Raw genomic sequence first — 23,802 nt, forward strand, 5'->3', positions numbered from 1 at the left:
TTGCTCATCTGGCCCGGATCAGCGCCAGCCAGATGCCGCCGCCGATCATGAAGCCGCCGGAGACGCGCGACACCATGCGGGTACGGCGGGCCGAGAAAAAGCCGCGGACTTGACCGGCGAGCAGCGCATAGATCCCGTCCGTCATGCCGGCAAGCACCATGAAGGTGATCCCGAGCACCAGGACCTGCGACAGCTGATCCTTGCTCATGTCCATGAACTGCGGAATGAATGCGCCGAAGAACACCAGCAGCTTCGGGTTCGACAACGCCACGACAAAGCCCTGCAAGAGAAAGCCACCTCGAGGCGGCGGCGGCGGCTCATCAACGGAGACGCCCTCGACCGGAGAGCGGATCAGCTTGATGCCGAGCCAGACCAGGTAGGCCGCGCCCGCAAAGCGCACCCAGTTGAACCAATAGCCCATCGTCGCCATCAGCGTGGTGAGGCCGACCGCAAGGACGCCGATCGCGATCAACAAGCCCATCTGCACGCCGAGAATGTTGGTCAGCGCCGCGCGCGTGCCGTGGCGCAGGCCGTTGGCGATGACGATGGTGACGATCGGCCCCGGCAGCAGCGCGAGCGCAATGCAGGCGGCGACAAAGGCGAGATAGGCTTGCATGGACATCATGGGGAGAACTCGCTGATGGCGATTTGCCTGCATTAATGCATGGCACTCACTTTCCGTCCAGCGCCGCCGTCGCCCACGCCTTGATCTCCGGTGTGCGCAGGAACACGAGCGCGGCATGCTGCATCGCGCCGGCTTCGCCACGCCCCTGCACCGCCACGACCAAGAGATCGCAGCGGCGTGAGAGCGCGACGCCGATGGCGGCGTGGCTCGCCGCCTCATGGGTGGCGAGATCGTAGTGCCGCGCACGGCCATGCATCTCGCCCATGTGCACCGCCTCACCCGGCGCAGTGGCGCTAAAGCGCGGCGTGATCAGATCGATGTCGGCAACGCGATCGATCTCATCATCATCGGCAACGCCGCTCTCGCAGTTACAGAAGCCGCGCTTGGCGCGGACGTAGAGCTCGGCACCGTCGCAAGCACCGCCCCCGCAACGAAAGGCGCGGCCGGCAGGCCAGCCGTCGCGCGGGAACGGCCAGGCGAGCTCGCGCCAATGCTCCGAGGTTTGCGCTTGCGGTGACGCGAGCTGATAGGCGCCGACGCCCGATGCGCCGAGCACGGCAAGGACGAGCGCGAATGCCGCCGCGGGCCGCATCGTCAGTTCTTCGGCAGGCCGGCGACGGCGCGGGCCGCCCCGGTCAGCTCGAGAATGTGCAGGCCGGTGTTGGCGCGATCGACGATATAGATGTAGCCGCGCTCGTCGGTCTCGACATTGTTGGTCTGGATCGCGACCTTGCAGCGTTCGCCGCCCTCGACCGGAATGCAGCGCTTGTCGGTCGCCTGCGTGATCGCGGGGATGAAATAGCCGACTTCCCTGGGATGATAGGGATCGCGGATGTCGAGCGCCCGCACGCCGGCATTGAAGAAGGCGATGAAGGCCATCTTCTTGTAATAGACCGGCGCCATGCTCTCGTTCGAGGAGTGCGAGCCGAACCGGCCGCCGCGCTGGCAGAACTGGCCGCTGGCCTCCGGCACGGTGTAGCTCGAGATCATCATGGGCCGCGTCTCGGTGGTGACGTCGGCGAACCACACCATCTGCCGCGCTTCGCCGCATTCGTTCAAGATCGCCTCGTCGACGATCATGACGATGTCGCGGGTCTTGCCGTCCTTGTCCTCGGCGAATTCGGCGACGGGCATGTCGAGCATCGGAAACGTGGTGTGCGCGCCGTTGAACGCGGACATCGGCAGCCGCGAGATCTCGGGAGAGCGCAGATTGTCCGGCGTCGGTTCCTTCGGCCCATTCAGGAGCTTCTCGCGATCGACGATCTGCAAGATGCCGGCCTTGTCGGTGCCGTAGCCGAAATAAACGCGGTTACCTGCGGGCCCGGTCGAGATCGGCCCGTGCAGTTCGGTCGGCACCGCGCCGGTCGAGCCGGGCTCCTGGCCGGGCAGGCCGAAGTCGCGGATTTTTTGCGGATGGGCGGGATCGGAGAGATCATAGACCTGCGTCATCCGCCTCGTGCGCCAGTCCGGCGCGCCCGAAACGAGATAGGCAATGCCGGTGTCGCATTCCCACCAGCTCTTGTGCGTGTCCTTCAAGCCACCGAGGCGCGTGACCAGCACGGGATTGGCGGGGTCGGCGACATTCCAGATCTCATGCGCCTCGCTGCCGAAGGTGCGCAGCATGTAGACCGCGTTGGGATCGGCCTTCGGCAAGCCCTTGCCATCGCACACCCGCACCATCTGTGCGCCGCCTGATTCGTACTTGCCTGGCTGGCCCGGCAGATGCCTGAGATATCTGGGATGCGCGGGATCGGTGACATCGACGATCGAGGTCCCGTTCGGCTCCGCTTGCCCGGTCATCGGATTGACGGGATCAGGCACGTCATCGGTGCCGCCGTGGTGGCCGATATAGGCGATCCAGCGGTCGCCCTGATGATGGATGGTCGGCTGATAGGCGCTTCGCGCCTGAAGATCGTTGGTGCCGACCAGTTTCATGTTGGACGCCTCGGGCGGCGCCCCGATCGTCTGCTTCTGTGCGTGGACCAAGGCGCTGCCGGCGAAAAGGACGAGGGCGGCAGCAGTCAGGACGCAACGGAACATCAAAGTCCTCCCGGAACCAATCTGCGTTGGCTGAGATACGAGGCTAGCACAGCCATCTGCACGCGCCAAAGACATCATCTTGACATGCAACCATTTGGTTGCTTATTTATGGCTGACATGGATGAAGTCTTCAAAGCGCTCGCCGATGCATCGCGACGGTCGCTGCTGGACCGGCTTCACGCCAGGAACGGCCAGACGTTGAACGATCTTTGCGAAGGCCTGGAGATGACGCGCCAGGCGGTGGCAAAGCACCTGGTCATCCTCGAAGAGGCCAATCTGGTCACGACGATCAGGCATGGCCGCGAGAAGCTGCACTATCTCAACCCGGTGCCGATCCACCAGATCGGCGAGCGCTGGATCAGGAAATTCGAGCGCGGCAAGCTCGCCGCACTCGGCGAATTGAAACGCCAGCTGGAGAAGCGCGATGAGTAGGCCGCGATTCGTCTATGTCACCTCTATCGAGGACAGCCAGGTGCCCGCCATTCCGCGCACGGCGCTCAACGACGGGTTCGACGCAAAATGAATCTCGATCAGTTCAATCCGCTGACCGTCTACACCATCTACATCGCCTCCACGCCGGAGAAGGTGTGGGAGGCACTGACCTCGGCCGAGTTCAGCAAGCAGTACTTCTTCGGCAACGCCGTCGAGGTCGAGCCGCGGCCTGGGGGCGCCTTCATCGTGCGCACGCCCGATGGCGCCCTGCATATCAGCGGCGAGGTGCTCGCCTACGATCCGCCGCGCAAGCTCGCAGTGACGTTCAACGTCAACTGGCCCGAGCTGATCGAGAAACTGGGGCCAACCCTCGTGAGCTACGACATCGAGCAGGTGGGCGATGCCGTGCGGCTCACCATGAGCGAAGGCCATGATCGTCCGCTCAGCGACGATATATTGTCGGGCGGCCGATCGGGCTGGCCCGCGATCCTGTCCAGTCTCAAGAGCCTGCTCGAGACCGGCAAGCCGCTCGTCGTCAAGCTCGGGCCGCCGCAGCGGATGCTGGATGCGCTCAAGGCGATGGGAATTGAGACGCCATAGAAGCGGCAATCTCCACCGTCACCGCAATGCGAGCAGAGGGGCCACGCCGAGATTGGCCGCGAACAGGCCTCGGTCGATCACGAAGATCCCGAGCATCGGACCTTTCAGCACCCCCACGAGCCCGCAGTTCGCGCCGCAGGGTGGGATGCAGCTCAGCGCACCGTCCCGAAGAATGTCCGGACGTCGCGCACAAACAGCTCCGGCTGCTCGAAAGCGGCGAAATGCCCGCCCTTCTGCATCTCGCTCCAATGCGTGATGTTGGCGAAGCCAGACTCCATCCAGTGCCGCACCGGCGCGATGATCTCCTTGGGAAACACCGCAACGCCCGTTGGAACGTTCACGGCCGGCGTGGTCCGCCGTTTCCCGAAACTCTCCCAGTAGAGCCGCGCGGACGACGTCGCCGTCGCCGTGGTCCAGTAGAGCATGACGTTGTCGAGCAGCTCGTCCTTGTCAAAGATGTTTTCGGGATGACCGTCACAGTCGGTCCAGGCCCAGAATTTCTCCAGGATCCAGGCGGCCTGCCCGCTCGGCGAATCCGTCAGGCCATAGCCGAGCGTTTGCGGCCGCGTCGCTTGCTGCTTGGAATAGCCGGAGTCGAGATCGACATAATGCTTGAGGCCGGCGAGCGCGCGCTTCTCTTCCCCTGTCGGCTCACCCTCGATCTTCGGTGCCGTGTTGAAGGCGAGCGTGATGTGGATGCCGGCGCAATGTTCGGCGTCCTGTGCGCCGAGCGAGGTCGTCACCGCCGAGCCCCAATCGCCTCCTTGGGCGCCGTAGCGCGCGTAACCCAGCCGGTCCATCAGCTTCGCCCAGGTCGCGGCGATGCGGTCGACGCCCCAGCCGGTGCTCTTGGGTTTTGCGGAGAAGCCAAAGCCCGGCAGCGAGGGACAGATCACGTGAAAGGCATCTTCGGGATTGCCGCCATGCGCGGCGGGATCGACCAGCGGCGCAATCACCTTCTGGAATTCGACGATCGAGCCGGGCCAGCCATGGGTGATGATCAGCGGAAGCGCGTTTGCCTCTTTCGAACGGACATGCAGGAAGTGGATATCGAGCCCGTCGATCTCGCTGATGAACTGATCGAAGCGATTGAGTTTTGCCTCGCGCCCCCGCCAGTCGTAACCGTCGGCCCAATAGGCGCAGATCTCCTGGATCCATTTCAGCGGCACGCCCTGGCTCCAGTCGTCGACCAACTCGGCCTCGGGCCATCGCGTGCGGGCGAGGCGTGACTTGAGGTCGGAAAGGACGTCGTCGCCGATCGCGATACGGAACGGTTTGACGGCGGTCATCGGCGGCCTCCTCTTGTTCTTCTTGTCGAAGAGACTAGACCGGATCGGAGCCGCGACAAAGGTACTCATCCTCCCCTGGAGGGGTCCGAGACGAGCGTAGCTCGCTCGTGGATCGGTTCGCATCGAGCGAAGCGGCATGCGAACCGAGGTGGGGTGAGAGTCTCTCCCCGGAAGCGGAGCCCGAATGGAGAGATCACCCCACCCCGCTCGCGCTTTCCGCGATCGACCGTCCCCCTCCAGGGGAGGGGAAGCGGTTAGCCCGACAGCGCGGCCTTCACGAGACCGGATGCCTTGCCGAAATCCATCTGTCCGGCGTATTTCGCCCGCAACGCCGCGATCACCTTGCCCATGTCCTTCATGCCGGCGGCCCCGGTTTCAGTGATGGCGTTTGCGATCGCCTTCTGCACCTCCTCCTCCGACATCTGCTTCGGCAGGTACGCCGAGATCACTGCGATCTCCTCGCGCTCTTGCGCGGCCAGCTCGGCGCGGCCCCCCTTGTCGTAGAGCTCGACCGCCTCCTGGCGCTGCTTGATCATCTTCTGGAGCACGGCGAGCAGGTCGGCGTCCGAGAGCGGCGGCTTGCCCTGGCCGCGGGCGTCGATGTCGGCGTTCTTGATGGTCGAATTGACCATGCGCAACGTGGAGAGCTTGCGCTCGTCCTTGGCCTTCATGGCCTCCTTGACCGCATTGTTGATGTCGTCGCGCAGCATGATCGTGATCCCTTCGAATATCCGAGGCCTGATCTAGGCCGTTCGCCGGAAAGAGGCCAGACCGAACCTTGCACGAGCGGTTCATTGTTTCCCGGCCGGCGGGCAAAATTGCCCAAAATTTCTCGAGCGAGCCTAAGTGCCTGAAGCGGCCCGTCAAATATGCAAAAACGCATGTGAATCCGGCGTTTCCCGCTTTGACGGGGGGGCCTGGGGGCCTTATGAAGCGGGCTCATGACACAACATGACAACGATCCTGCCTGGCCGGACCACAAACCGACCGCGCTCCTCGTGCTTGCCGATGGCACGGTGCTCGAAGGCTTTGGTCTCGGCGCCGAAGGCCACGCGGTCGGTGAAGTCTGCTTCAACACCGCGATGACCGGCTATGAAGAGATCCTCACCGATCCCTCCTATGCCGGCCAGCTCATCACCTTCACCTTCCCGCATATCGGCAATGTCGGTACCAACGAGGAAGACATCGAGACCGTGAACATGGCCGCGACGCCTGGTGCGCGCGGCGTGATCCTGCGCACTGCGATCACCGATCCCTCGAATTACCGCGCCACCAAGCATCTCGACCAGTGGCTGAAGGCACGCGGCATCATCGGCCTCTCCGGCATCGACACCCGGGCGCTGACTGCGCTGATCCGCTCCAAGGGCATGCCCAACGCCGTGATCGCGCACGCCAAGGACGGCGAGTTCGACATGCATGGCCTCAAGGAGGAAGCGCGCGAATGGCCGGGCCTCGAGGGCATGGACCTCGTGCCGATGGTCACCTCCGGCCAGCGCTTCACCTGGGATGAGACGCCCTGGCTGTGGGACAAGGGCTTTGGCCGCCAGGAGAAGCCCGAGTTCAACGTCGTCGCGATCGACTACGGTATCAAGCGCAACATCCTGCGCCTGCTCGCCGGCGTCGGCTGCAAGGTGACGGTGGTGCCGGCGACGACCTCGTCCGAAGACATTCTGGCGATGAAGCCGGATGGTGTGTTCCTGTCGAACGGTCCGGGCGATCCGGCCGCCACAGGCAAGTACGCCGTGCCTGTGATCAAGGACGTCATCAAGTCGGGCACGCCGACCTTCGGCATTTGTCTCGGCCACCAGATGCTCGGCCTCGCAGTCGGCGCGAAGACGAAGAAAATGCATCAGGGCCATCACGGCGCCAATCATCCCGTCAAGGACGAGACCACCGGCAAGGTCGAGATCACCTCGATGAACCACGGCTTTGCCGTGGACGAGACGACGCTGCCTGATGGCGCGACGCAGACCCACATCTCGTTGTTCGACGGATCCAATTGCGGCATCCAGCTCGACGGCAAGCCGGTGTTCTCCGTGCAGTACCACCCCGAGGCCTCACCGGGTCCGCGCGACTCGCACTATTTGTTCCAGCGCTTCGCCGACCTGATGCGGCAGAAGAAGAGCGCGTAAGGCGCACGTGAGCAGGACGACGAGATCGAGCCCGGGCCATGTCCCGGGCTTTTTCGTCAAAGGAACGTCGTTTCACCCGCGTCGTTAATTCCTGTCACTTTCGCGCGGGAGCCCTGCCATGTCCGTCGTCCGCGACAACGCCGAGCCGCTTGCCATCGTGTTCGAGGACGACGGGCGCGTGCCGAACAACATCCTTCCGTTCCTGGTCTACCAGGGCGCGGTGGCGCTCGATCCGAAGCAGCCGGAACAGGCCATCGAAAACCTGTTCGCGACCAACGATTGGGGCGGCACCTGGCGCAATGGCGTTTACGACTATCTGCACTATCACGCGACGGTGCATGAGGTGCTCGGTGTCGCGCGCGGCCACGCCCGCGTTCGCTTCGGCGGCGATCACGGCCAGGAGTTGGACATCAAGGCCGGTGATGTCGTGATCCTGCCCGCCGGCACGGGGCATCAGTGCATCAAGGCGAGCGATGATTTCTGCGTGATCGGCGCCTATCCGCCGGGCAGCAAGATGGAGATCACGCGGCCGACGCCGGAGAACCACGCCAAGGCGCTGAAGACGATTCCAGAGGTGGCGCTGCCGCCAGCCGACCCGGTGACGGGCAAGCATGGCGCGCTGATGCGGTTGTGGCGATAGGACAAAGACGGTGCCGTAGGGTGGGTTAGCCGAAGGCGTAACCCACCACGGTATTTATCCGTGGAAACAGAAGAGGTCGGTTACGGCCCTGCGATTGCGCTTTGCGCTATCGCAGGGCAAACCCACCCTACGGCAGCGCGCCCTTATGCCTCGTTGCCGCCCTCCTGCCGCGTCGCCTCGAACAAGAACCACGTCCGGCGCTCGGTCTCGTCAATGAAGACTTCCAGAATGCTGGCGCTGGCGACGTCGCCGGCGTCGTCGCAGACCTCGTGCGCCTTGCGCATCGCCGCCGCGACATGCTTGTTGTCCTGCATCAACTCGCGCAGCATTTCGCGCGGCGGGACGTAATCGTCGTCGTTGTCCTTGATGGTCTGGAGCTTGGCGACCTGGCCGATCGACCTCAGCGTGGTGCCGCCAATCTTGCGGACGCGCTCGGCCAGCTGGTCGGTGGTGGCGAAGATCTGGTCCGACTGCTCGTCGAGCAGCAAGTGATAATCGCGGAAATGCCGGCCGCTGATGTGCCAGTGGAAATTCTTGGTCTTCAGATACAGCGCGAACGCGTCGGCCAGAAGCACGTTGAGCGCTTCCGAAACCTTCTTGGTTGCCGCCGCGGGGAGATCGGTGGGGGTGTCGAGATCGGGCGAGACCTTGCTGGGGGCTTTGCTCACGGGAAACCTTCCTGTTAGGACGCAGACGTTGACGGCGGGCCGTCGCACCCCTAACGCAAGGCAGGCAACGCGGTTCCCCCTTGGGGAACCGTTGGGCGGGACACTATGGACGATTGGATCGACTACTACGACTCGACGCATACGATCTATGTCAGCAAGCTGCATCGCGACTTGCACTTCCAGATCATCGCGCGGGACATCATCGGTTACATCACCTCGCCGGAGGCGACCGTGCTGGACTATGCCTGCGGCGAGGCGCTGTCTGCGAGCCAGGTGGCGTCGGCCTGCGGCCAGCTGATCCTGGCCGAGCCCGCGCCCGGCGTGCGCGGCCGGCTGATCGCGCGCTTTGCCCCGAACACCAAGATCCGCGTCCGCTCGCTCGACGACGTCCGCAAGATGCAGGACCAGTCCATCGACCTCGTCGTGATGAACTCGGTCGCGCAATACATGACGGCGGAGGAGCTCGATGCCGCGCTCCTCAATATCAGGCGGATTTTGAAGCCATCGGGCAAGCTCGTGCTCGGCGATATCCTCCAGCCCCAGGTCGGCATGGTCAGGGACGTGACGGCGCTGCTCTCGTTCGGCCTGCGTCACGGCTTTTTGAAGGATGCATTGATCGGGTTGGTCAGCACCGCGCTATCAGACTACCGTCATCTGCGCACGCGCATCGGTCTCCAACGCTACAGCGAGGACGAGATCACCGCCAAGCTCAAGGCCGCCGGCTTCGCCAGCCAACGCGCCAACACCAATATCGGCCACAACCGCTGGCGTATGACCTTCATCGCAAGGCCGCCACTGGTGCGTTAAGCATAACCACCGCCTGAGGTGGCTTGTCGCACCCCGATCGGACATGATCGCCGCGGCCCGGTGGCGGAAGCGTCTACGCGAGAGCAGTGCATTGCTCTTCATCCTGGTTCAAATCCAGGCCGGGTCTCCACGCTTCGCCCCTTCGGGGCTACGCGTGGCGCAGCCAGCAAGACCCGAAGGGGCGAAGCGTGTCCGGCGTAGCGGGAGCGCAGCGCAAGCGAAGACGGACTCCCTCCCCGCGGCTCAATCCGCCTCAACCGCATCGCACTCCGCAACCAGCTTTAGCCGCTCCGCGTCCTTCGCCGCTGACTTCAGCACCGCATCGAGCAGGCCCGGAAAGCGCGCCTCCAAATCGTCGCGGCGCAGCCGCATGAAGCGGTTCGTGCCTGCCACACGCGTCTGCATCAGCCCGCAATCGCGCAGCTTTGCGAAGTGATAGGTGAGGTTCGACTTGGCGGAGAGCCCATTGAAGTCGCCGCAGCGAAGCTCGCTGCTGACACGTTCCTGCTGGGCGAGCTGATAAACGATCGCCAATCGGATCGGATCGCTCAGACAATCCAGAACCAGCGGCAGCTCGATCTGCTCGCGAGTGGGGTGGGGAAGCGTGCGGCTCATGATTTCCGAATCATAGCGATAACACCGGGATGTTCAATAGTTCTTGAACCAATTGACTCCTAAATCGCCATGTTCGATGGTTCAATAATCATTGAACATAAGGATTGCTTCCGATGAGCGTCATCTGGCTGGCCCTCGCGGCCTTTGCGATCGGCACCGAAGGCTTTGTCATTGCCGGGCTTTTGCCGGCGATCGCCAATGATCTCTCGATTTCGGTCGCCGCCGCCGGCCAACTGGTCACCGCATACGCCCTCACCTATGCCGTGGGCTCGCCGATCCTCGCGGTGACGCTGAACAACATCGACCGCCGAATGGTGCTGGCGCTCGCGCTGTCGACCTTCATCGCCGGAAACGTCGCGGCAGTGGTGGCGTCCAACTACGCCCTGCTGCTGGCCTCGCGGATGCTGATGGCGTTGGGATCCGGACTGTGCATGCCGACGGCGCTCGCCGTCTCGGTTGCGGTCGCCTCGCCCGAACGGCGTGGCCGGGCGGTGGCGCTGGTCACCTCGGGGCTGACCATCGCTACCGTCGTCGGAGTTCCCGTCGGCAATCTCGTCGGCAGCCTGTTCGGCTGGCGCGCGACCTTTGCGATGGTCGCCGTGATCAGCGCGGCCGCGCTCGCCGGCCTGCTGCTCGGCCTGCCCCGCGGCCTGCCGCGCAACACGGCCTCGCTCAGCGAACGGCTGGCGCTGGCACGTCACAGCAATGTTTTGATCGCTCTGCTCATCACGATTTTATGGGCGCTCGGTGGCTTCACCGTATTCACCTATTTCGCGGTGCCGCTGCGCGGCCTCGGCTTCGATGCCTCGCAAATCAGCCTTGCCCTGCTGGTGTTCGGCGGCGCGGCCGCGATCGCGAACATGCTCGGCGGTGTGCTTGCGGACCGGCTCGGAACGCTCGCAACCGCAGCTCTCGGGCTCTCCGGCATGGCCGGCGCGCTGATCCTGCACTCGCTGGTGCTGAAGCTGATGCCCGCCCAGGCGCACTATGCGGTGCTGGGCGCGATCTTCCTCTGGGGCATTTCGGGCTGGGCGTTCTATCCAGCCCAGATCGCGAGCCTGATCCGGATCGAGCCGCAGGCCTCGATGATCGCCCTCTCGCTCAGCGCTTCCGCGATGTATCTCGGCTTCGCCATTGGCGGCGCGCTGGGCGGCACGGTGCTGGCGACCCTCTCGCCAAACGACCTCGGCTGGATCGGTGGATCAAGCGTTGCGGCGTCGCTTCTGGTGCATCTCGCCCGAGGCTGGCAGGCGCGGCCAAAACCCGTCAAAATTGCCGGTTGATGGGCGTTTTTCGGGGTTTCGCCGCCCCGAAAACTGGTCTAAGACCCACCCGCGCGCGAGGGAGACCACCGCGCTCTCGGCCAAAGGGACGCGCAGCAGCGCGCCCTTTTTTTGTGCCCAAATCCGACTTCGGCGAGAGTTGATGCCCAAACGTACTGACATCACCACCAGTCCTGATCATCGGCGCCGGTCCCATCGTGATCGGCCAGGCCTGCGAGTTCGACTATTCGGGCACGCAGGCGGTGAAGACGCTGAAGGAAGAGGGCTATCGCATCGTCCTCGTCAACTCCAATCCGGCCACGATCATGACGGACCCGGAATTGGCCGATGCGACCTATATCGAGCCGATCACACCCGAGATCGTCGCCAAGATCATCGAGAAGGAACGTCACGTGGTTCCCGGCGGCTTTGCGCTGCTGCCGACCATGGGCGGCCAGACCGCGCTGAATTGCGCGCTGTCGCTGCGCCGGCAGGGCACGCTGGAAAAGTTCGACGTCGAGATGATCGGCGCGACGGCCGATGCCATCGACAAGGCCGAGGACCGCCAGCTGTTCCGCGAGGCCATGACCAAGATCGGGCTCGAGACGCCCAAGTCGCGTCTCGCCAACGCCTCCGAGCTCAAGAAATCCTTCCGCGACAAATACCACGCCGAACGCGAGAAGCTGTCGGGCGCTGCGCTCGAAGAGCTCGACCGGCAATGGACGCTCGGCGAGAGCGATCGCCGCAAGCGCTACCAGGAATACGCGTTCGGCCAGGCCATGATGGCGCTGTCCGAGATCGGCCTGCCGGCGATCATCCGCCCGTCCTTCACCATGGGCGGCACCGGCGGCGGCATCGCCTACAACAAGGAAGAGTTCCTCGACATCATCGAGCGCGGTCTTGATGCGTCCCCCACCAACGAAGTCCTGATCGAGGAATCCGTTCTCGGCTGGAAAGAGTTCGAGATGGAGGTGGTGCGCGACAAGAAAGACAATTGCATCATCGTCTGCTCGATCGAGAATTTCGACCCGATGGGCGTGCACACCGGCGACTCCATCACGGTGGCGCCGGCGCTGACGCTGACGGACAAGGAATACCAGATCATGCGCGACGCCTCGCTGGCGGTGCTGCGCGAGATCGGCGTCGAGACCGGCGGCTCAAACGTGCAGTTCGGCGTCAATCCCGAAGACGGCCGCATGGTCGTGATCGAGATGAATCCGCGCGTGTCGCGCTCGTCCGCGCTGGCCTCGAAGGCCACCGGCTTCCCGATCGCCAAGGTCGCGGCCAAGCTCGCGATCGGCTACACGCTCGATGAAATCGCCAACGACATCACCGGCGGTGCGACGCCGGCTTCGTTCGAGCCGACCATCGACTACGTGGTGACCAAGATCCCGCGCTTCGCCTTCGAGAAATTCCCCGGCGCCTCCTCCACGCTGACCACCTCGATGAAGTCGGTCGGCGAGGTCATGGCGATCGGGCGCACCTTCCAGGAGAGCCTGCAGAAGGCGCTGCGCGGGCTTGAGACCGGGCTGACCGGCCTCGACGAGATCGAGATCGAGGGCCTGGGCCGCGACGACGACAAGAACGCGATCCGCGCCGCGCTCGGCACGCCGACGCCGAACCGCATTCTCCAGGTCGCGCAAGCCATGCGGCTCGGCTGGTCGAACGAGGACATCTTCAACTCCTGCAAGATCGATCCCTGGTTCCTCGGCGAGATGCGCGGCATCGTCGACATGGAAGACAAGGTCAGGAAGCACGGCCTGCCCGGCAATGCCTTCGGCATGCGCACGCTCAAGGCCATGGGCTTTTCCGATGCGCGGCTCGCCGTGCTTGCCCAGACGACGGAAGCCGAGGTGACGGCCAAGCGTCACGCCCTCGCCGTCCGTCCGGTCTACAAGCGGATCGACACCTGCGCGGCCGAATTCGCCTCACCCACCGCCTATATGTACTCGACCTACGAGTCGCCGTTTGCGGGCAGCGCCGCCGACGAGAGCACGCCGTCCGACAAGAAGAAGGTCATCATCCTCGGCGGCGGCCCGAACCGTATCGGCCAGGGCATCGAGTTCGACTATTGCTGCTGTCACGCCTGCTTCGCGCTGCATGACGCCGGCTACGAATCCATCATGGTCAACTGCAACCCGGAAACGGTGTCGACCGACTACGACACCGCCGACCGGCTCTATTTCGAGCCGCTGACCGCCGAAGACGTGCTGGAGATCATCGCCAAGGAACGCACGAAGGGCGCGCTGCATGGCGTCATCGTGCAGTTCGGCGGCCAGACCCCGCTCAAGCTCGCGCGCGCCCTGGAAGCCGCCGAAGTGCCGATCCTCGGCACTTCGCCCGATGCGATCGACCTTGCGGAAGACCGCGACCGTTTCAAGCGCGTGCTCGACAAGCTCCGCCTGAAGCAGCCGAAGAACGGCATTGCCTATTCGGTCGAGCAGGCTCGCCTCGTTTCCGCCGATCTCGGCCTGCCGCTGGTGGTGCGCCCATCCTACGTGCTCGGCGGCCGCGCGATGCAGATCATCCGCGAGGAGAACCAGCTCAACGATTATCTGCTCGGCACGTTGCCGGAGCTGGTGCCGGCGGACGTCAAGGCGCGCTATCCGAACGACAAGACCGGGCAGATCAACACCGTGCTCGGCAAGAACCCGCTGCTGTTCGACCGCTATTTGTCCGACGCCACCGAGATCGACGTCGACTGCCTCTGCGACGGCAGGGATACCTTCATCGTCGGGATCATGGAGCACATCGAGGAAGCCGGCATCCATTCCGGCGACTCCGCCTGCTCGCTGCCGCCGCACTCGCTCGAGCCCGAGATGATCGCGGAGCTGGAGCGGCAGACGCGCGAGCTCGCGCTCGGCCTCGACGTCGTCGGCCTGATGAACGTGCAATACGCGATCAAGGACGCCGAAATCTACGTGCTCGAAGTCAATCCGCGCGCCTCGCGCACGGTGCCGTTCGTCGCCAAGGTGATCGGCACGCCGGTCGCCAAGATCGCGGCGCGCATCATGGCCGGCGAGAAGCTCGCCGACTTCAAGCTGAAGAAGGCCGACTTCAAGCATGTCGGCGTGAAGGAATCGGTGTTTCCGTTCGCCCGTTTCCCCGGCGTCGACACGGTGCTCGGTCCGGAGATGCGCTCGACCGGCGAAGTCATGGGCATCGACCGCTCCTTCGCCGTCGCCTTTGCCAAGAGCCAGCTCGGCGGCGGCACGCGGGTACCGCGCAAGGGCACGGTATTCGTCTCGGTGCGCGAGAGCGACAAGGTTCGTATCGCCGAAGCCGTGCGCCAGCTGCATTCGCTCGGCTTCAAGGTGCTGGCGACCTCGGGGACCGCGCGCTTCCTGACCGATCAAGGCATCCCGGCGGAGAAGGTGAACAAGGTGCTGGAGGGACGGCCACACATCGTCGACGCCATCACCAATGGCGACGTCCAGCTCGTCCTGAACACCACCGAAGGCCCGCAGGCGCTCGCCGACAGCCGTTCGCTGCGGCGCGCGGCCCTCTTGCATAAAGTGCCGTATTACACCACTCTTTCCGGGGCCGTGGCGGCCGCGCAGGGCATCCGCGCCTATCTGGGCGGGGACCTTGAGGTTCGGACCCTGCAGAGCTACTTTTCGGAAACCTGATCGCGAGCGGGAAGCCAAAGTTTCCGCTAAGTGACTGGCAATGAAGCCACAATGGCCGGAGGAACTGTCCGGCCATGTGGTTGTTCTGTTCCGGCGCCAGACCCACATAACGCTCCGGCGGCGGCGTGTTCAGCCCCCGGACAGACTGACGAATCAAGGCTGCCGCGCCCTCCGCTGGGCGGGCGCGCAGCCGAAGGACGAGAGAAGAGATGGAAAAGGTTCCGATGACCGCGAGCGGCTTTGCCGCGCTCGGGGAAGAATTGAAGAAGCGCCAGTCCGAGGACCGTCCGCGTATCATCGAGCATATTGCGGAGGCGCGTTCGCACGGCGACCTGTCCGAGAACGCGGAATACCATGCCGCGAAGGAAGAGCAGTCCCACAATGAGGGCCGCATCGCCGAGCTGGAGGACAAGCTCGCGCGCGCCGACATCATCGACATCTCCAAGCTCTCCGGCGACACCATCAAGTTCGGCGCCACGGTGACGCTGGTCGACGAGGACACCGAGAAGAAGACGGTGTGGCAGATCGTCGGCGAGGTCGAGGCCGACGCCAAGAAGGGCCGCATCTCCATCACCTCGCCGCTGGCGCGCGCGCTGATCGGCAAGAAAAAGGGCTCAACCGTCGAGGTCAACGCGCCCGGCGGTGCCAAGGCGTACGAGATCACCAAGGTGGAGTGGCGGTAATCCACTCGAAAGCTGCCTGAAAAGCCGCGCTCTGCGCGGCTTTTTCTGTTTCGCGATATGCTCGGTGTGCAATTGTGGACCGCACCGTCCTTCGTCATGCTCGCCGCTGCCGTCCGGGGATGGGAGGACACGATGGACATCGATCGCATTGCCGCACAGAGTCAGCCTTATCTGCTCAGCCTCTTCCGCTTCGTCACCGGGCTAATGTTCTTTCACTACGGTGTCGCCAAGCTGTTCAAGTTTCCCCCGGTGGAGATGTTTTCCGACGTCGCGCCGTTATCGCTTTGGGGCGTTGCCGGCATGTTGGAATTCGTGCTCGGCGGTCTGCTGATGATCGGCCTCTTCACGCGGCTGGCCGCCTTCATCCTTTCCGGTGAGATGGCCTTCGCCTATTTCATCGAACATCTGCCGCACAGCTTCTTTCCCGTGGTCAACGACGGTGCGCTGGCGATCGTGCTGTGCTTTGCGTGTCTCTTCCTCGCCGTCGCCGGTGGCGGCCCGATCAGCGTGGATGCGCTGCGGCGCTGACTCGTCTCTAGCGCCGCCCCTTCACGTCCAGCGGCACGGCGGCTTCATACTTCGAATTGTGCAGCACCAGCGACGTGCGCACGTTGCGCACATGGGGCGCGGCGGTCAGGTGCGTCACGAAGTCCTGGAAGGTGGCCATGTCGGGCGCGACGCATTTCAGGATGAAATCGACCTCGCCGGAGAGCATCCAGCATTCGCGCACCAAGGGTTCGGCGCGGACGAACTGCTCGAAGGCACGCAAATCCGCTTCCGCCTGGCTGGAGAGGTGCACTGCGGCAAATACCGTGACGTCGAAACCGAGCTTTCGCGCATCCAGCAGCCCCCGGTAACCGTGGATATAGCCCTCCTCCTCCAGGGCCCGGACCCGGCGCAAGCATGGCGGGGGGGAAATACCGACCCGTTTGGCGAGTTCGACATTGGTGATTCGACCGTCGGCCTGAATCTCGGCGAGAATTTTGAGGTCGATCTCGTCTAGGTTCCGCGACACGTGATTGGAACTCCTGGCCTTACCGGCGGTATCGAATGGGTCTGTCGCAATCCTCATAGCCGAGTCCAGGAGAAATGAGCAATTTTATTGCGCGTGCAGCGCAATCGACTTTTGTTCCTTGTTGGAAAAATCCGCCGACAGGGAATGCAATTCTTGCATAGCTCACCAGAAGGCTTAGATTAGCTCTGATATTTCAGCGCCTCCGCGAGGCCTCCCGGCCCGTTCCGCGCGCGCGCTGCAAATCCCCCGTGAAAGGCGTCCATCGAAATGTCCGCTCCTGTTCATGCAAAGGTCGTCATCATTGGCTCCGGCCCCGCCGGCTACACCGCCGCGATCTACGCCGCGCGCGCGATGCTCGAGCCGATCCTGATCCAAGGCATCCAGGCGGGCGGTCAGCTCACCATCACCACCGACGTCGAGAACTATCCGGGCTTCGCCGACGTGATCCAGGGCCCCTGGCTCATGGAACAGATGGAGAAGCAGGCGGTCCATGTCGGCACCAGGATCGTCTCCGACCTCGTGGTCAAGCTCGACACCTCGCAGCGGCCGTTCCGCCTCACCTGCGACTCTGGCGACGTCTATCTCGCCGAGACCGTGATCCTGGCCACCGGCGCGCAAGCGCGCTGGCTCGGGCTGCCGTCCGAGCTCAAATTCCAGGGCGGCGGCGTGTCGGCCTGCGCCACCTGCGACGGCTTCTTCTACCGCAACAAGGAGGTCGTGGTGGTTGGCGGCGGCAATACCGCGGTCGAAGAAGCCCTGTACCTGACCAACCATGCCTCGCAGGTCACCATCGTGCATCGTCGCGACCATTTCCGCGCCGAGCGCATCCTGCAGGAACGTCTGTTCAAGCACCCGAAGATCAAGGTGGTGTGGGACTCCGCCGTCGACGAGATCTGCGGCACCGAGAATCCGAACAAGGTGACCCATATCAGGCTGAAGAACGTCAAGACCGGCACGCTGACGGATTTGAAGACCGACGGCGTCTTCATCGCCATCGGCCACGCGCCGGCGACCGAGCTCGTGAAAGACCAGATCAAGCTGAAACCGTCGGGCTATGTCGAGGTTGCTCCGAACTCGACCGCGACGTCCATCCCCGGCCTGTTCGCCGCCGGCGACGTCGCCGACGAAACCTATCGCCAGGCCGTGACGGCCGCAGGCCTCGGCTGCATGGCAGCGCTCGAGGCCGAACGTTTCTTGGCCCTGCGCGCCAGCGAGCGCGCGGCAGCGGAATAACGATCATGCCCCGAACACGCGACGGATTTACGGATATGGACTGGGACAAGCTGAAGGTGTTTCACGCGGCGGCGGAAGCGGGCAGCTTCACGCATGCGGGAGAGCAACTCGGCCTGTCGCAATCAGCGGTCTCACGCCAGGTCTCGGCGCTGGAGCAGGAGCTCTCGGTCTCGCTGTTCCACCGCCACGCCCGCGGCCTGATCCTCACTGAACAAGGCGACCTCCTGTTCCGCACCGCCCATGACGTGTTCATGCAGCTCCAGGCGGCGCGCGCGAAACTGACTGACAGCCGCGAGCGGCCGAGCGGCGATCTCAAGATCACCACCACGCCCGGCGTCGGCATCAACTGGCTGATCCCGCGGCTCGGGGAATTCACCGCGCTGTATCCGGAGATCCGGATCTCGCTCATCGTGACCGACGAGGAACTGGACCTGTCGATGCGCGAGGCCGACGTTGCGATCCGCACGCGCAAGCCGACGCAGCCGGATCTCATCCAGCGCAAGCTTTTCGCGATGGGCTTTCACGCCTATTGCTCCCCCGACTACATCAAGCGCTTCGGCACGCCGCGGACGCTGGAGGAGCTCGACTCCCACCGCATCATCACGCTCTCCGACGGCAACTTCGCGCCGCATCTGCAGAACCGCAACTGGCTGGTCGAAGCCGGCCGCAACGGCTCGGGTCCGCGCGAAGCCTATTTCAGGGTCAATAACATCCTTGGTCTCGTGCGCGCCTGTCAACAGGGCCTCGGCATCGCGGCGCTGCCGGATTATCTGATCGAAGAACAGAGCCGCCTCGTACAACTGTTCGGCGAGTCGGACTCGATCCAGCTCGATACGTATTTCGTGTATCCGGAAGAGCTGAAGACCGTGGCGCGCGTGCAGGTGTTCCGCGACTTCGTGGTGAGCAAGGCGCAGCGTTGGCCGTCCTGATTTCCGCATGACTGACATGCGGCCTCGGCTGTTGCTGCATACCGCTCGCCAAGCCCATACTGTTTGCACGCTGAGCCTTCGCGTTGCGCATTTGTCCCCCTCCTCCAGTGGCGCGGGAGTTCAGTAATCCCTCTTGGAAGGTGATTGTGTCGGCCTCACGTGGCCAATACCTAAGCCGGGCCCTTCGGGTCCGGCTTTTTTTCTGTCCAAAAGTCGTTTCGCCCTCCGCGTGTATTGACAGTGCTGGGCATACCCCGCATCATTTGCAAATGATCACGAAGTCGTGCGCAATCTTGTCGAAGGCATCAGCCTCGAAAAAAGGACCCCATCCGGGGACCTCGGATTTTTGCGCGCGCTAGGCTAACTTCGTCATCGCTGCCAAATCCCGGAAACCCCGCCACCTGGACGGGGTTTTTTCATGTGCCCTCCGTCTCAGGTTCATTTGTGAGAAGGAGATAAAACATGACCGATTTGCGAACTCGTATGCACGGGCTCTGGCTGCCGCTGGTGACACCGTTTCGCGACGGCCGCCTCGACGAGGTGTCGCTGCGGCGACTGACGCGACACTACGGCGCGCAAAGCATCGACGGCTTCATCCTGGGAGCGACCTCGGGCGAAGGCATGACGCTGCGGGACGCCGAGCTCGAACGCCTCGTCGCCATCGTGCGCGACGAGATGGCGGCCGGCCGCCGCTCCATTCCGATCGGCCTCGGGCTATCGGGCGCGGACACCTCTCGGCTGAAGGAGCGGCTCGATGAGACCGCGGACTGGCCGATCGACTTCTATCTGATCGCGAGCCCCTATTATGTGCGGCCGTCGCAACGCGGGATATCAGCGCATTTCGAGGCGCTGGCCGATCACGCGGCCTGGCCGCTGGCGCTCTACAACATTCCCTATCGCTGCGCCGTCGGCATCAGCAACCAGACACTGCTGCGGCTGGCCGAACATCCCAACGTCGTCGGCCTGAAGGATTGCGGCGCAAGCCGTGAGCAGTCCATTGCATTGCTGCGCGACCGGCCCAAGGATTTTCGTGTGCTCACCGGCGAGGACGCCAATTATTTCGAGGCGCTCAGCGATGGCGCCGATGGCGGAATCCTGTTGTCCGCGCATCTCGAGACCGACACCTTCGCGGCCGTCTATAGCGAGCTGAAGCGCGGCAATGCCGATGCAGCCGCAGCACGCTGGCTGGAGGTCGCGGAGCTGACCCGGCTGCTGTTCACCGAACCGAGCCCGGCGCCGGCGAAGTACTGGCTGTGGCGAGCCGGCCTGATCGATAGCCCCGAGGTGCGCCTGCCGATGGTGGAGGTGAGCAGCGAGCTCGCAGTCACCCTCGATCGCGAGATTGCACGACGGATGATGGTCGCGGCATGACTTCGTTCCTTCGCCTCTCCCCGTCACGACGGGGAGAGGGAGCGAGAGAGCGTGGCCGTGGTTAACCCGTTACGAACGGGCTTCGCTACCGCCGCATAGCGCATCCACGCCTCGTTTACGCAATGGGGCCTATCGTTCGGCTTCAACGTCTTTCAGAAGGGGGGAATGATCATGGGACATCGCGTTCGCCCGACCGCGGCGGAAATGTTCGCGCCTGCCGATTTTTTGCAGGGAATTCTGGTGGTGTCGTCGTTCGGCTTCTGGGCCGTGATGCTCGGCCTGATGCCGGTGTTGCTGTTTCGGGTCTGCCTCGCCGGCTGAGCAAGCCGGCGTGCATGGTTAACCCGGGCATCGCGATTGCGCTCAAATGCGAGCGGAACTGCAAGCCGGAATCTTAAAACCTTTCGCCTATCGTTCATGCCCATAAGCGAAGAAATCGCGGGGGCGATCTTGAACAATCAGAATGATATGGCGTCGCGCTACGACGCCACGCAGAGCTTTGACAACGCCGAGCAACAGGGTTTTTCCACCGCAGACATCATCTGGGCCGTCGGCATCTGGTCGGTGATCCTGACGTTGTCGCCGGTCATCGTGTTCTACATGCTGATGGTCGCCTGACCGTCAGTCCCCACAAACGCAAAACGCGCGGGATGGTCCGCGCGTTTGTCGTCCGGGGAAATGAATGATGAAATTAAGCCGCCTGCTTGTGCATTGCGCCTGAAGCCGACGCCGTGCCGCGAATAGCTTTCACTGAACGCTCGATCGCCGCCCACAACCTTGCAATTTCCTGGGCCGCACGGCTCTCGGCCTGATACTCACGCGCGCCTTCGCCGTGGCTGAGTGCCATCAACAAATCCGAACGATTGGTGATCTGACCGCCCCACACCGGAGCGCGGAACTTGGCCAGCGCCTCGCGGGCGATGGTGACGATCGGGCTTTCGGCCTCGTCGCGCTTGGCCGGTGCACCGTTGAGCACGACCGCATAGGGCTTGCGCGCCGCGCGGCACATCTGAATGGTTTCCTGCACCGCGTTGACGTCGAACACGCCGGGACGCGCGGGGATGACCACCATGGTGGCATTCTTGATCGCATCGTCGACGACGGCCGACAGGTTCGGCGGCGTGTCGATCAGCACCCACTCGTAACCATCGCGCCTGGCAGCGGAGACGATGCCGCTGACCGAGTTCACCGCCGGCTTGATCGGCGGCTCGTTGGTGCCACGCAGCTTGTGCCACAGCGTGAGCGAGCCTTGCGGATCCGCATCCACGAGCATCACCTGCTTGCTCGCCTTGATCTGCGCAGCAAGATGTGCGGCCAGGGTACTCTTGCCCGAGCCGCCTTTACGCGATGCAAAAACAATGACGTTCATACCTCTGGCCTCCAGATTGACCCCAGGCCGCGAAAATGAATCACCACGCTGATTCGGGAAAGAAAAATTTATCGGCAGTCGTCTCGGCGCCACGAAATAACAAGACGTGTTGGCTTTTGAGTCACACTGCCTTGCGCAACGACGGATAAATATACTGTCGTGAACCGCCGTTCGCGCGGAAAAAACCCGATCACAACCTGGCCGCGCAAATCCTTACGGCGCTTTTTCATCGGGCGCGCTGGCGATTGCTGCAAGCGGTTGCGCCAGTGCCGCGAACGGGCTGTCGCGGCCTGGGGAGTTCGCGCAAATTTGACGTGGGAGGCATGACGAGGTTTCAGCGAGGGAACGCGGACCGCGAGCGGCCCCGGCCTTCTCTAGCCGTCCTCCGTCGTTTTCTTCCTGGGCGCCTTCGCCTTGCCGGTCTTCTTCGCCTTTGACGTTGCCCTGGGCGCGATGTTGGTCGGCGTGGCCGCATCCCCCGACTCCGGCCCGCGGCGGAAGAACGCCGCGCATTGCGGCGACAGCTGCGACTTCTTCCGGATCATGCAGGCGGTGATGGCATCGACGTCAGGCACGAACTCGCCGCACAGCTGCATCGCATCCGGCGTGCAGGCCTGCTGCTGCTCGGGCGTGTAGGCATGGCCGGTGCCCGGCCGGACCAGAACGGCCAGGACGAGCGAGAGGCTCGCGGCAACCATGGATGTCGTGATGCGAGATGCCGGCATCTGATCCCCCAAAGTGTCGAGTCGGGCGGGATTGTGGGTGAACGGGCGTTGGTTGGCAACGAGGGCGGAGGCGAAAGGTCGGCGGCTGTGCGGTCTCGGCAACAGGAGGGCCGGTATGCCGCAAGCGTGGCCCAAACCTCGAAAACAACCCCATGCACAGTAGCCAGGCGCCGGCCCGCCTCGCGATCCTCCGCCGCTTGCGGATTTTTCGAAATTTCCTTTGACACGTCGGGCAAAACACCGGCATGATGGCATCATCCAGAAAGCGCGTGGGGTGGTGGGCCTGATCTCCCCGTGAGGGGGAGGATCGCATGGCCACCGTGTTGATCGTCGCGCCGGTGTTTGCGCTGATCGCGGCCGGCTATGCGTCGGTGCTGTTTCGCTTCGTCTCCAAGGGCGCGCACAAGGGCATCTCCGAATTCGCCTTCAGCATCGCGATCCCCGCGCTGCTGTTTCGCACCATCGTCGTGTCTGATTTCCCCGACGTCAGCCCCTACAGGATGTGGGGCGCCTATTACGGCGCGCTCGCGCTGACCTGGATCGCGGCGCTTCTGATCTCGGCGCTGTTGCGCGAACGTCGCGAGGACCGGGAGGACGGCGTCGTGTTCGCGATCGGCTCGGTCTACGGCAACATCGTGATGCTCGGCATCCCCTTGGTGCTCTCGGCGCTCGGCAACGAGGCCGCGGGGCCGATGTCGCTGATCCTGTCGGTCAACACGCCGCTGCTGTGGCTCTGCGGCATTTTGCAGATGGAGTTCGTCAGCCGCAAGAAGGGCAGCTCGCTTCTCGCGGTGCTCCGGCCCGTGCTCGCCGATCTCGCGCGCAATCCGCTGATGCTCGGCATCGGCTTTGGCGTGGTCTGGCGCTTCACCGGCCTCGGCCTCAACCCGGTCGTCGACAGGACGATCGAGCTGCTCGCGCAGGCGGGATCGCCGGCCGCGCTGATCGCGCTCGGCATCAATTTGTTTCGCTTCGAGGTGAAGGGCGAGACGCTGAGCGTCGTCGTGATGTGCGCGCTCAAGCTGCTGGCGATGCCGGCCACAGCCTTTGCGCTCGCCAAGCTGTTGAACCTGCCGCCGGTGGCCACCGGCGTCATCGTGCTGTTCGCGGCGATGCCGACCGGCGCGAATGCCTATATCTTTGCTGCGCAATATCAGCGGCTGGTGAACCCGGTATCCGGCGCGGTGGCACTGGGGACGCTGCTGGCGGCGGTGACATTGCCGGTGGTGGTGATGGCGGTGGCAGGGTGAGGCAGGCCGGAAGAACCGCGCAGCGGATGTCCCTCATCCTGAAGTTGTCCATGCAGAACAACACCCGCCCGCCACGCGATCGCCATCTTGATCTGGCTCAACTCACCCCGGATAAAAGTCGATATGGTGGCCTCGGTGATCACCCCCGGCAGATATTCCGTTTGGTTCAAGACGCCCGTCGGCGAAGGCGCCGGCGTCGTCGAGTTCGCCCCTGACGGGACGCTCGACGGCGGCGATTCCACGTTTGCCTATGCGGGGCACTGGTCGCAGCAGGGCGAGCACTTCAAAGCCAGCCTTTCCGCCCGGCGCGTGGAGCCGGGGCCGCCCGGTGTCTTCGGATTGGATGAGCTCGACATCGTCGTCTCGGGCCGCTCGACGGACGATTCATCCACCCCCTGCACGGGCTTCGCAAAACAAGCGCCGGGGTTGAAGCTCGAACTGGAGCTGGTGCGGATCGTTGGGGATCATTGACGGTGGTGCGCGCGCTC

Annotated in this window: 25 protein-coding genes, 1 tRNA gene and 1 pseudogene; 17 read left to right on the forward strand and 10 right to left on the reverse strand. The window is 63.8% G+C overall.

What is annotated here, in order from left to right; genetic code table 11:
- Positions 1 to 4: 4 nt before the first annotated feature.
- The 3 genes from ACVW16_RS12690 to ACVW16_RS12700 are packed head-to-tail and all read right to left on the reverse strand — an operon-like array spanning position 5 to position 2,665.
- Positions 5 to 622 (reverse strand): LysE family translocator, encoded by a 618-nt coding sequence (locus ACVW16_RS12690; RefSeq protein ID WP_456705083.1) that lies wholly within the window; start codon positions 620 to 622, stop codon positions 5 to 7.
- 49 nt (positions 623 to 671) lie between these two features.
- The gene (locus tag ACVW16_RS12695) at positions 672 to 1,217 is read right to left on the reverse strand and encodes a hypothetical protein (protein ID WP_456737324.1); all 546 of its coding nucleotides are present in this window, start codon (positions 1,215 to 1,217) and stop codon (positions 672 to 674) included.
- A 2-nt stretch (positions 1,218 to 1,219) separates the two neighbouring features.
- Complete coding sequence (locus ACVW16_RS12700) at positions 1,220 to 2,665, reverse strand: LVIVD repeat-containing protein (protein WP_456737323.1); 1,446 nt, start codon at positions 2,663 to 2,665, stop codon at positions 1,220 to 1,222.
- A gap of 117 nt (positions 2,666 to 2,782) precedes the next feature.
- Here ACVW16_RS12700 and ACVW16_RS12705 point away from each other — a divergent pair, with 117 nt between their 5' ends.
- Together ACVW16_RS12705 and ACVW16_RS12710 are read left to right on the forward strand one after the other, a co-directional pair.
- Positions 2,783 to 3,097: an ArsR/SmtB family transcription factor gene (locus ACVW16_RS12705; protein ID WP_456705084.1), complete on the forward strand. Its 315-nt coding sequence runs from the start codon at positions 2,783 to 2,785 to the stop codon at positions 3,095 to 3,097.
- Positions 3,098 to 3,184: 87 nt separating this feature from the next.
- Positions 3,185 to 3,697, forward strand: a complete 513-nt coding sequence (locus ACVW16_RS12710) for an SRPBCC family protein (protein ID WP_456737322.1) — start codon at positions 3,185 to 3,187, stop codon at positions 3,695 to 3,697.
- 152 nt (positions 3,698 to 3,849) lie between these two features.
- Here the strand turns inward: ACVW16_RS12710 and ACVW16_RS12715 are convergent, their stop codons facing one another.
- Together ACVW16_RS12715 and ACVW16_RS12720 are read right to left on the reverse strand one after the other, a co-directional pair.
- A complete protein-coding gene (locus tag ACVW16_RS12715) occupies positions 3,850 to 4,986 on the reverse strand; it encodes an epoxide hydrolase family protein (RefSeq protein ID WP_456737321.1) in 1,137 nt (378 codons plus the stop codon).
- Between the two features lie 254 nt (positions 4,987 to 5,240).
- The gene (locus tag ACVW16_RS12720) at positions 5,241 to 5,696 is read right to left on the reverse strand and encodes a GatB/YqeY domain-containing protein (protein WP_456699542.1); all 456 of its coding nucleotides are present in this window, start codon (positions 5,694 to 5,696) and stop codon (positions 5,241 to 5,243) included.
- A gap of 231 nt (positions 5,697 to 5,927) precedes the next feature.
- Between ACVW16_RS12720 and carA the strand changes: the two genes are divergently transcribed.
- Both carA and ACVW16_RS12730 read left to right on the forward strand, forming a co-directional pair.
- Positions 5,928 to 7,118, forward strand: coding sequence for a glutamine-hydrolyzing carbamoyl-phosphate synthase small subunit (gene carA, locus ACVW16_RS12725; protein ID WP_456699543.1), 1,191 nt, complete (start codon positions 5,928 to 5,930; stop codon positions 7,116 to 7,118).
- A 118-nt stretch (positions 7,119 to 7,236) separates the two neighbouring features.
- Positions 7,237 to 7,758, forward strand: coding sequence for a cupin domain-containing protein (locus tag ACVW16_RS12730; protein WP_456699544.1), 522 nt, complete (start codon positions 7,237 to 7,239; stop codon positions 7,756 to 7,758).
- Between the two features lie 143 nt (positions 7,759 to 7,901).
- Here the strand turns inward: ACVW16_RS12730 and ACVW16_RS12735 are convergent, their stop codons facing one another.
- Positions 7,902 to 8,426: a Dps family protein gene (locus tag ACVW16_RS12735; protein ID WP_456699545.1), complete on the reverse strand. Its 525-nt coding sequence runs from the start codon at positions 8,424 to 8,426 to the stop codon at positions 7,902 to 7,904.
- A 105-nt stretch (positions 8,427 to 8,531) separates the two neighbouring features.
- Here ACVW16_RS12735 and ACVW16_RS12740 point away from each other — a divergent pair, with 105 nt between their 5' ends.
- On the forward strand, positions 8,532 to 9,233 hold the full coding sequence (locus tag ACVW16_RS12740) for a class I SAM-dependent methyltransferase (RefSeq protein WP_456699546.1): 702 nt from the start codon (positions 8,532 to 8,534) through the stop codon (positions 9,231 to 9,233).
- Positions 9,234 to 9,287: 54 nt separating this feature from the next.
- Positions 9,288 to 9,363, forward strand: a tRNA-Ala gene (locus tag ACVW16_RS12745).
- Positions 9,364 to 9,476: 113 nt separating this feature from the next.
- Here ACVW16_RS12745 and ACVW16_RS12750 read toward each other — a convergent pair.
- A complete protein-coding gene (locus tag ACVW16_RS12750) occupies positions 9,477 to 9,848 on the reverse strand; it encodes an ArsR/SmtB family transcription factor (protein ID WP_456737320.1) in 372 nt (123 codons plus the stop codon).
- A gap of 113 nt (positions 9,849 to 9,961) precedes the next feature.
- Here ACVW16_RS12750 and ACVW16_RS12755 point away from each other — a divergent pair, with 113 nt between their 5' ends.
- The 4 genes and pseudogenes from ACVW16_RS12755 to ACVW16_RS12770 all read left to right on the forward strand — a co-directional run bounded on the left by ACVW16_RS12755 (position 9,962) and on the right by ACVW16_RS12770 (position 15,950).
- Positions 9,962 to 11,131, forward strand: coding sequence for an MFS transporter (locus tag ACVW16_RS12755; RefSeq protein WP_456737319.1), 1,170 nt, complete (start codon positions 9,962 to 9,964; stop codon positions 11,129 to 11,131).
- A 142-nt stretch (positions 11,132 to 11,273) separates the two neighbouring features.
- Positions 11,274 to 14,739, forward strand: a pseudogene (gene carB, locus ACVW16_RS12760) (carbamoyl-phosphate synthase large subunit).
- A 209-nt stretch (positions 14,740 to 14,948) separates the two neighbouring features.
- Positions 14,949 to 15,422, forward strand: a complete 474-nt coding sequence (gene greA / locus ACVW16_RS12765; protein ID WP_018318257.1) for a transcription elongation factor GreA — start codon at positions 14,949 to 14,951, stop codon at positions 15,420 to 15,422.
- Between the two features lie 132 nt (positions 15,423 to 15,554).
- Positions 15,555 to 15,950: a DoxX family protein gene (locus ACVW16_RS12770; protein ID WP_456737318.1), complete on the forward strand. Its 396-nt coding sequence runs from the start codon at positions 15,555 to 15,557 to the stop codon at positions 15,948 to 15,950.
- 7 nt (positions 15,951 to 15,957) lie between these two features.
- Here the strand turns inward: ACVW16_RS12770 and ACVW16_RS12775 are convergent, their stop codons facing one another.
- Positions 15,958 to 16,437 (reverse strand): Lrp/AsnC family transcriptional regulator, encoded by a 480-nt coding sequence (locus ACVW16_RS12775; RefSeq protein ID WP_027551801.1) that lies wholly within the window; start codon positions 16,435 to 16,437, stop codon positions 15,958 to 15,960.
- Positions 16,438 to 16,704: 267 nt separating this feature from the next.
- On the opposite strand from ACVW16_RS12775, the gene trxB reads away from it, so the two are divergent.
- The 5 genes from trxB to ACVW16_RS12800 all read left to right on the forward strand — a co-directional run bounded on the left by trxB (position 16,705) and on the right by ACVW16_RS12800 (position 20,588).
- The gene (gene trxB / locus ACVW16_RS12780) at positions 16,705 to 17,670 is read left to right on the forward strand and encodes a thioredoxin-disulfide reductase (RefSeq protein WP_456699550.1); all 966 of its coding nucleotides are present in this window, start codon (positions 16,705 to 16,707) and stop codon (positions 17,668 to 17,670) included.
- 5 nt (positions 17,671 to 17,675) lie between these two features.
- Positions 17,676 to 18,599, forward strand: coding sequence for a LysR family transcriptional regulator (locus ACVW16_RS12785; protein ID WP_027534296.1), 924 nt, complete (start codon positions 17,676 to 17,678; stop codon positions 18,597 to 18,599).
- A 462-nt stretch (positions 18,600 to 19,061) separates the two neighbouring features.
- Positions 19,062 to 19,970: a 4-hydroxy-tetrahydrodipicolinate synthase family protein gene (locus ACVW16_RS12790; protein ID WP_456737317.1), complete on the forward strand. Its 909-nt coding sequence runs from the start codon at positions 19,062 to 19,064 to the stop codon at positions 19,968 to 19,970.
- 171 nt (positions 19,971 to 20,141) lie between these two features.
- Positions 20,142 to 20,291, forward strand: a complete 150-nt coding sequence (locus ACVW16_RS12795) for a hypothetical protein (RefSeq protein WP_456699552.1) — start codon at positions 20,142 to 20,144, stop codon at positions 20,289 to 20,291.
- A 96-nt stretch (positions 20,292 to 20,387) separates the two neighbouring features.
- Positions 20,388 to 20,588, forward strand: a complete 201-nt coding sequence (locus ACVW16_RS12800) for a hypothetical protein (RefSeq protein ID WP_456699553.1) — start codon at positions 20,388 to 20,390, stop codon at positions 20,586 to 20,588.
- A 73-nt stretch (positions 20,589 to 20,661) separates the two neighbouring features.
- On the opposite strand, the gene ACVW16_RS12805 is transcribed toward ACVW16_RS12800, so the two are convergent.
- Positions 20,662 to 21,339, reverse strand: a complete 678-nt coding sequence (locus ACVW16_RS12805) for an AAA family ATPase (RefSeq protein WP_456699554.1) — start codon at positions 21,337 to 21,339, stop codon at positions 20,662 to 20,664.
- 374 nt (positions 21,340 to 21,713) lie between these two features.
- Positions 21,714 to 22,064: a hypothetical protein gene (locus ACVW16_RS12810; RefSeq protein WP_456699555.1), complete on the reverse strand. Its 351-nt coding sequence runs from the start codon at positions 22,062 to 22,064 to the stop codon at positions 21,714 to 21,716.
- A 311-nt stretch (positions 22,065 to 22,375) separates the two neighbouring features.
- On the opposite strand from ACVW16_RS12810, the gene ACVW16_RS12815 reads away from it, so the two are divergent.
- Positions 22,376 to 23,314, forward strand: coding sequence for an AEC family transporter (locus tag ACVW16_RS12815; protein WP_456802358.1), 939 nt, complete (start codon positions 22,376 to 22,378; stop codon positions 23,312 to 23,314).
- Positions 23,315 to 23,401: 87 nt separating this feature from the next.
- A complete protein-coding gene (locus ACVW16_RS12820; protein ID WP_456737315.1) occupies positions 23,402 to 23,785 on the forward strand; it encodes a hypothetical protein in 384 nt (127 codons plus the stop codon).
- The last annotated feature ends 17 nt before the right edge of the window (positions 23,786 to 23,802 follow it).

The sequence above is a fragment of the Bradyrhizobium sp. USDA 4474 genome (genome assembly GCF_054057515.1).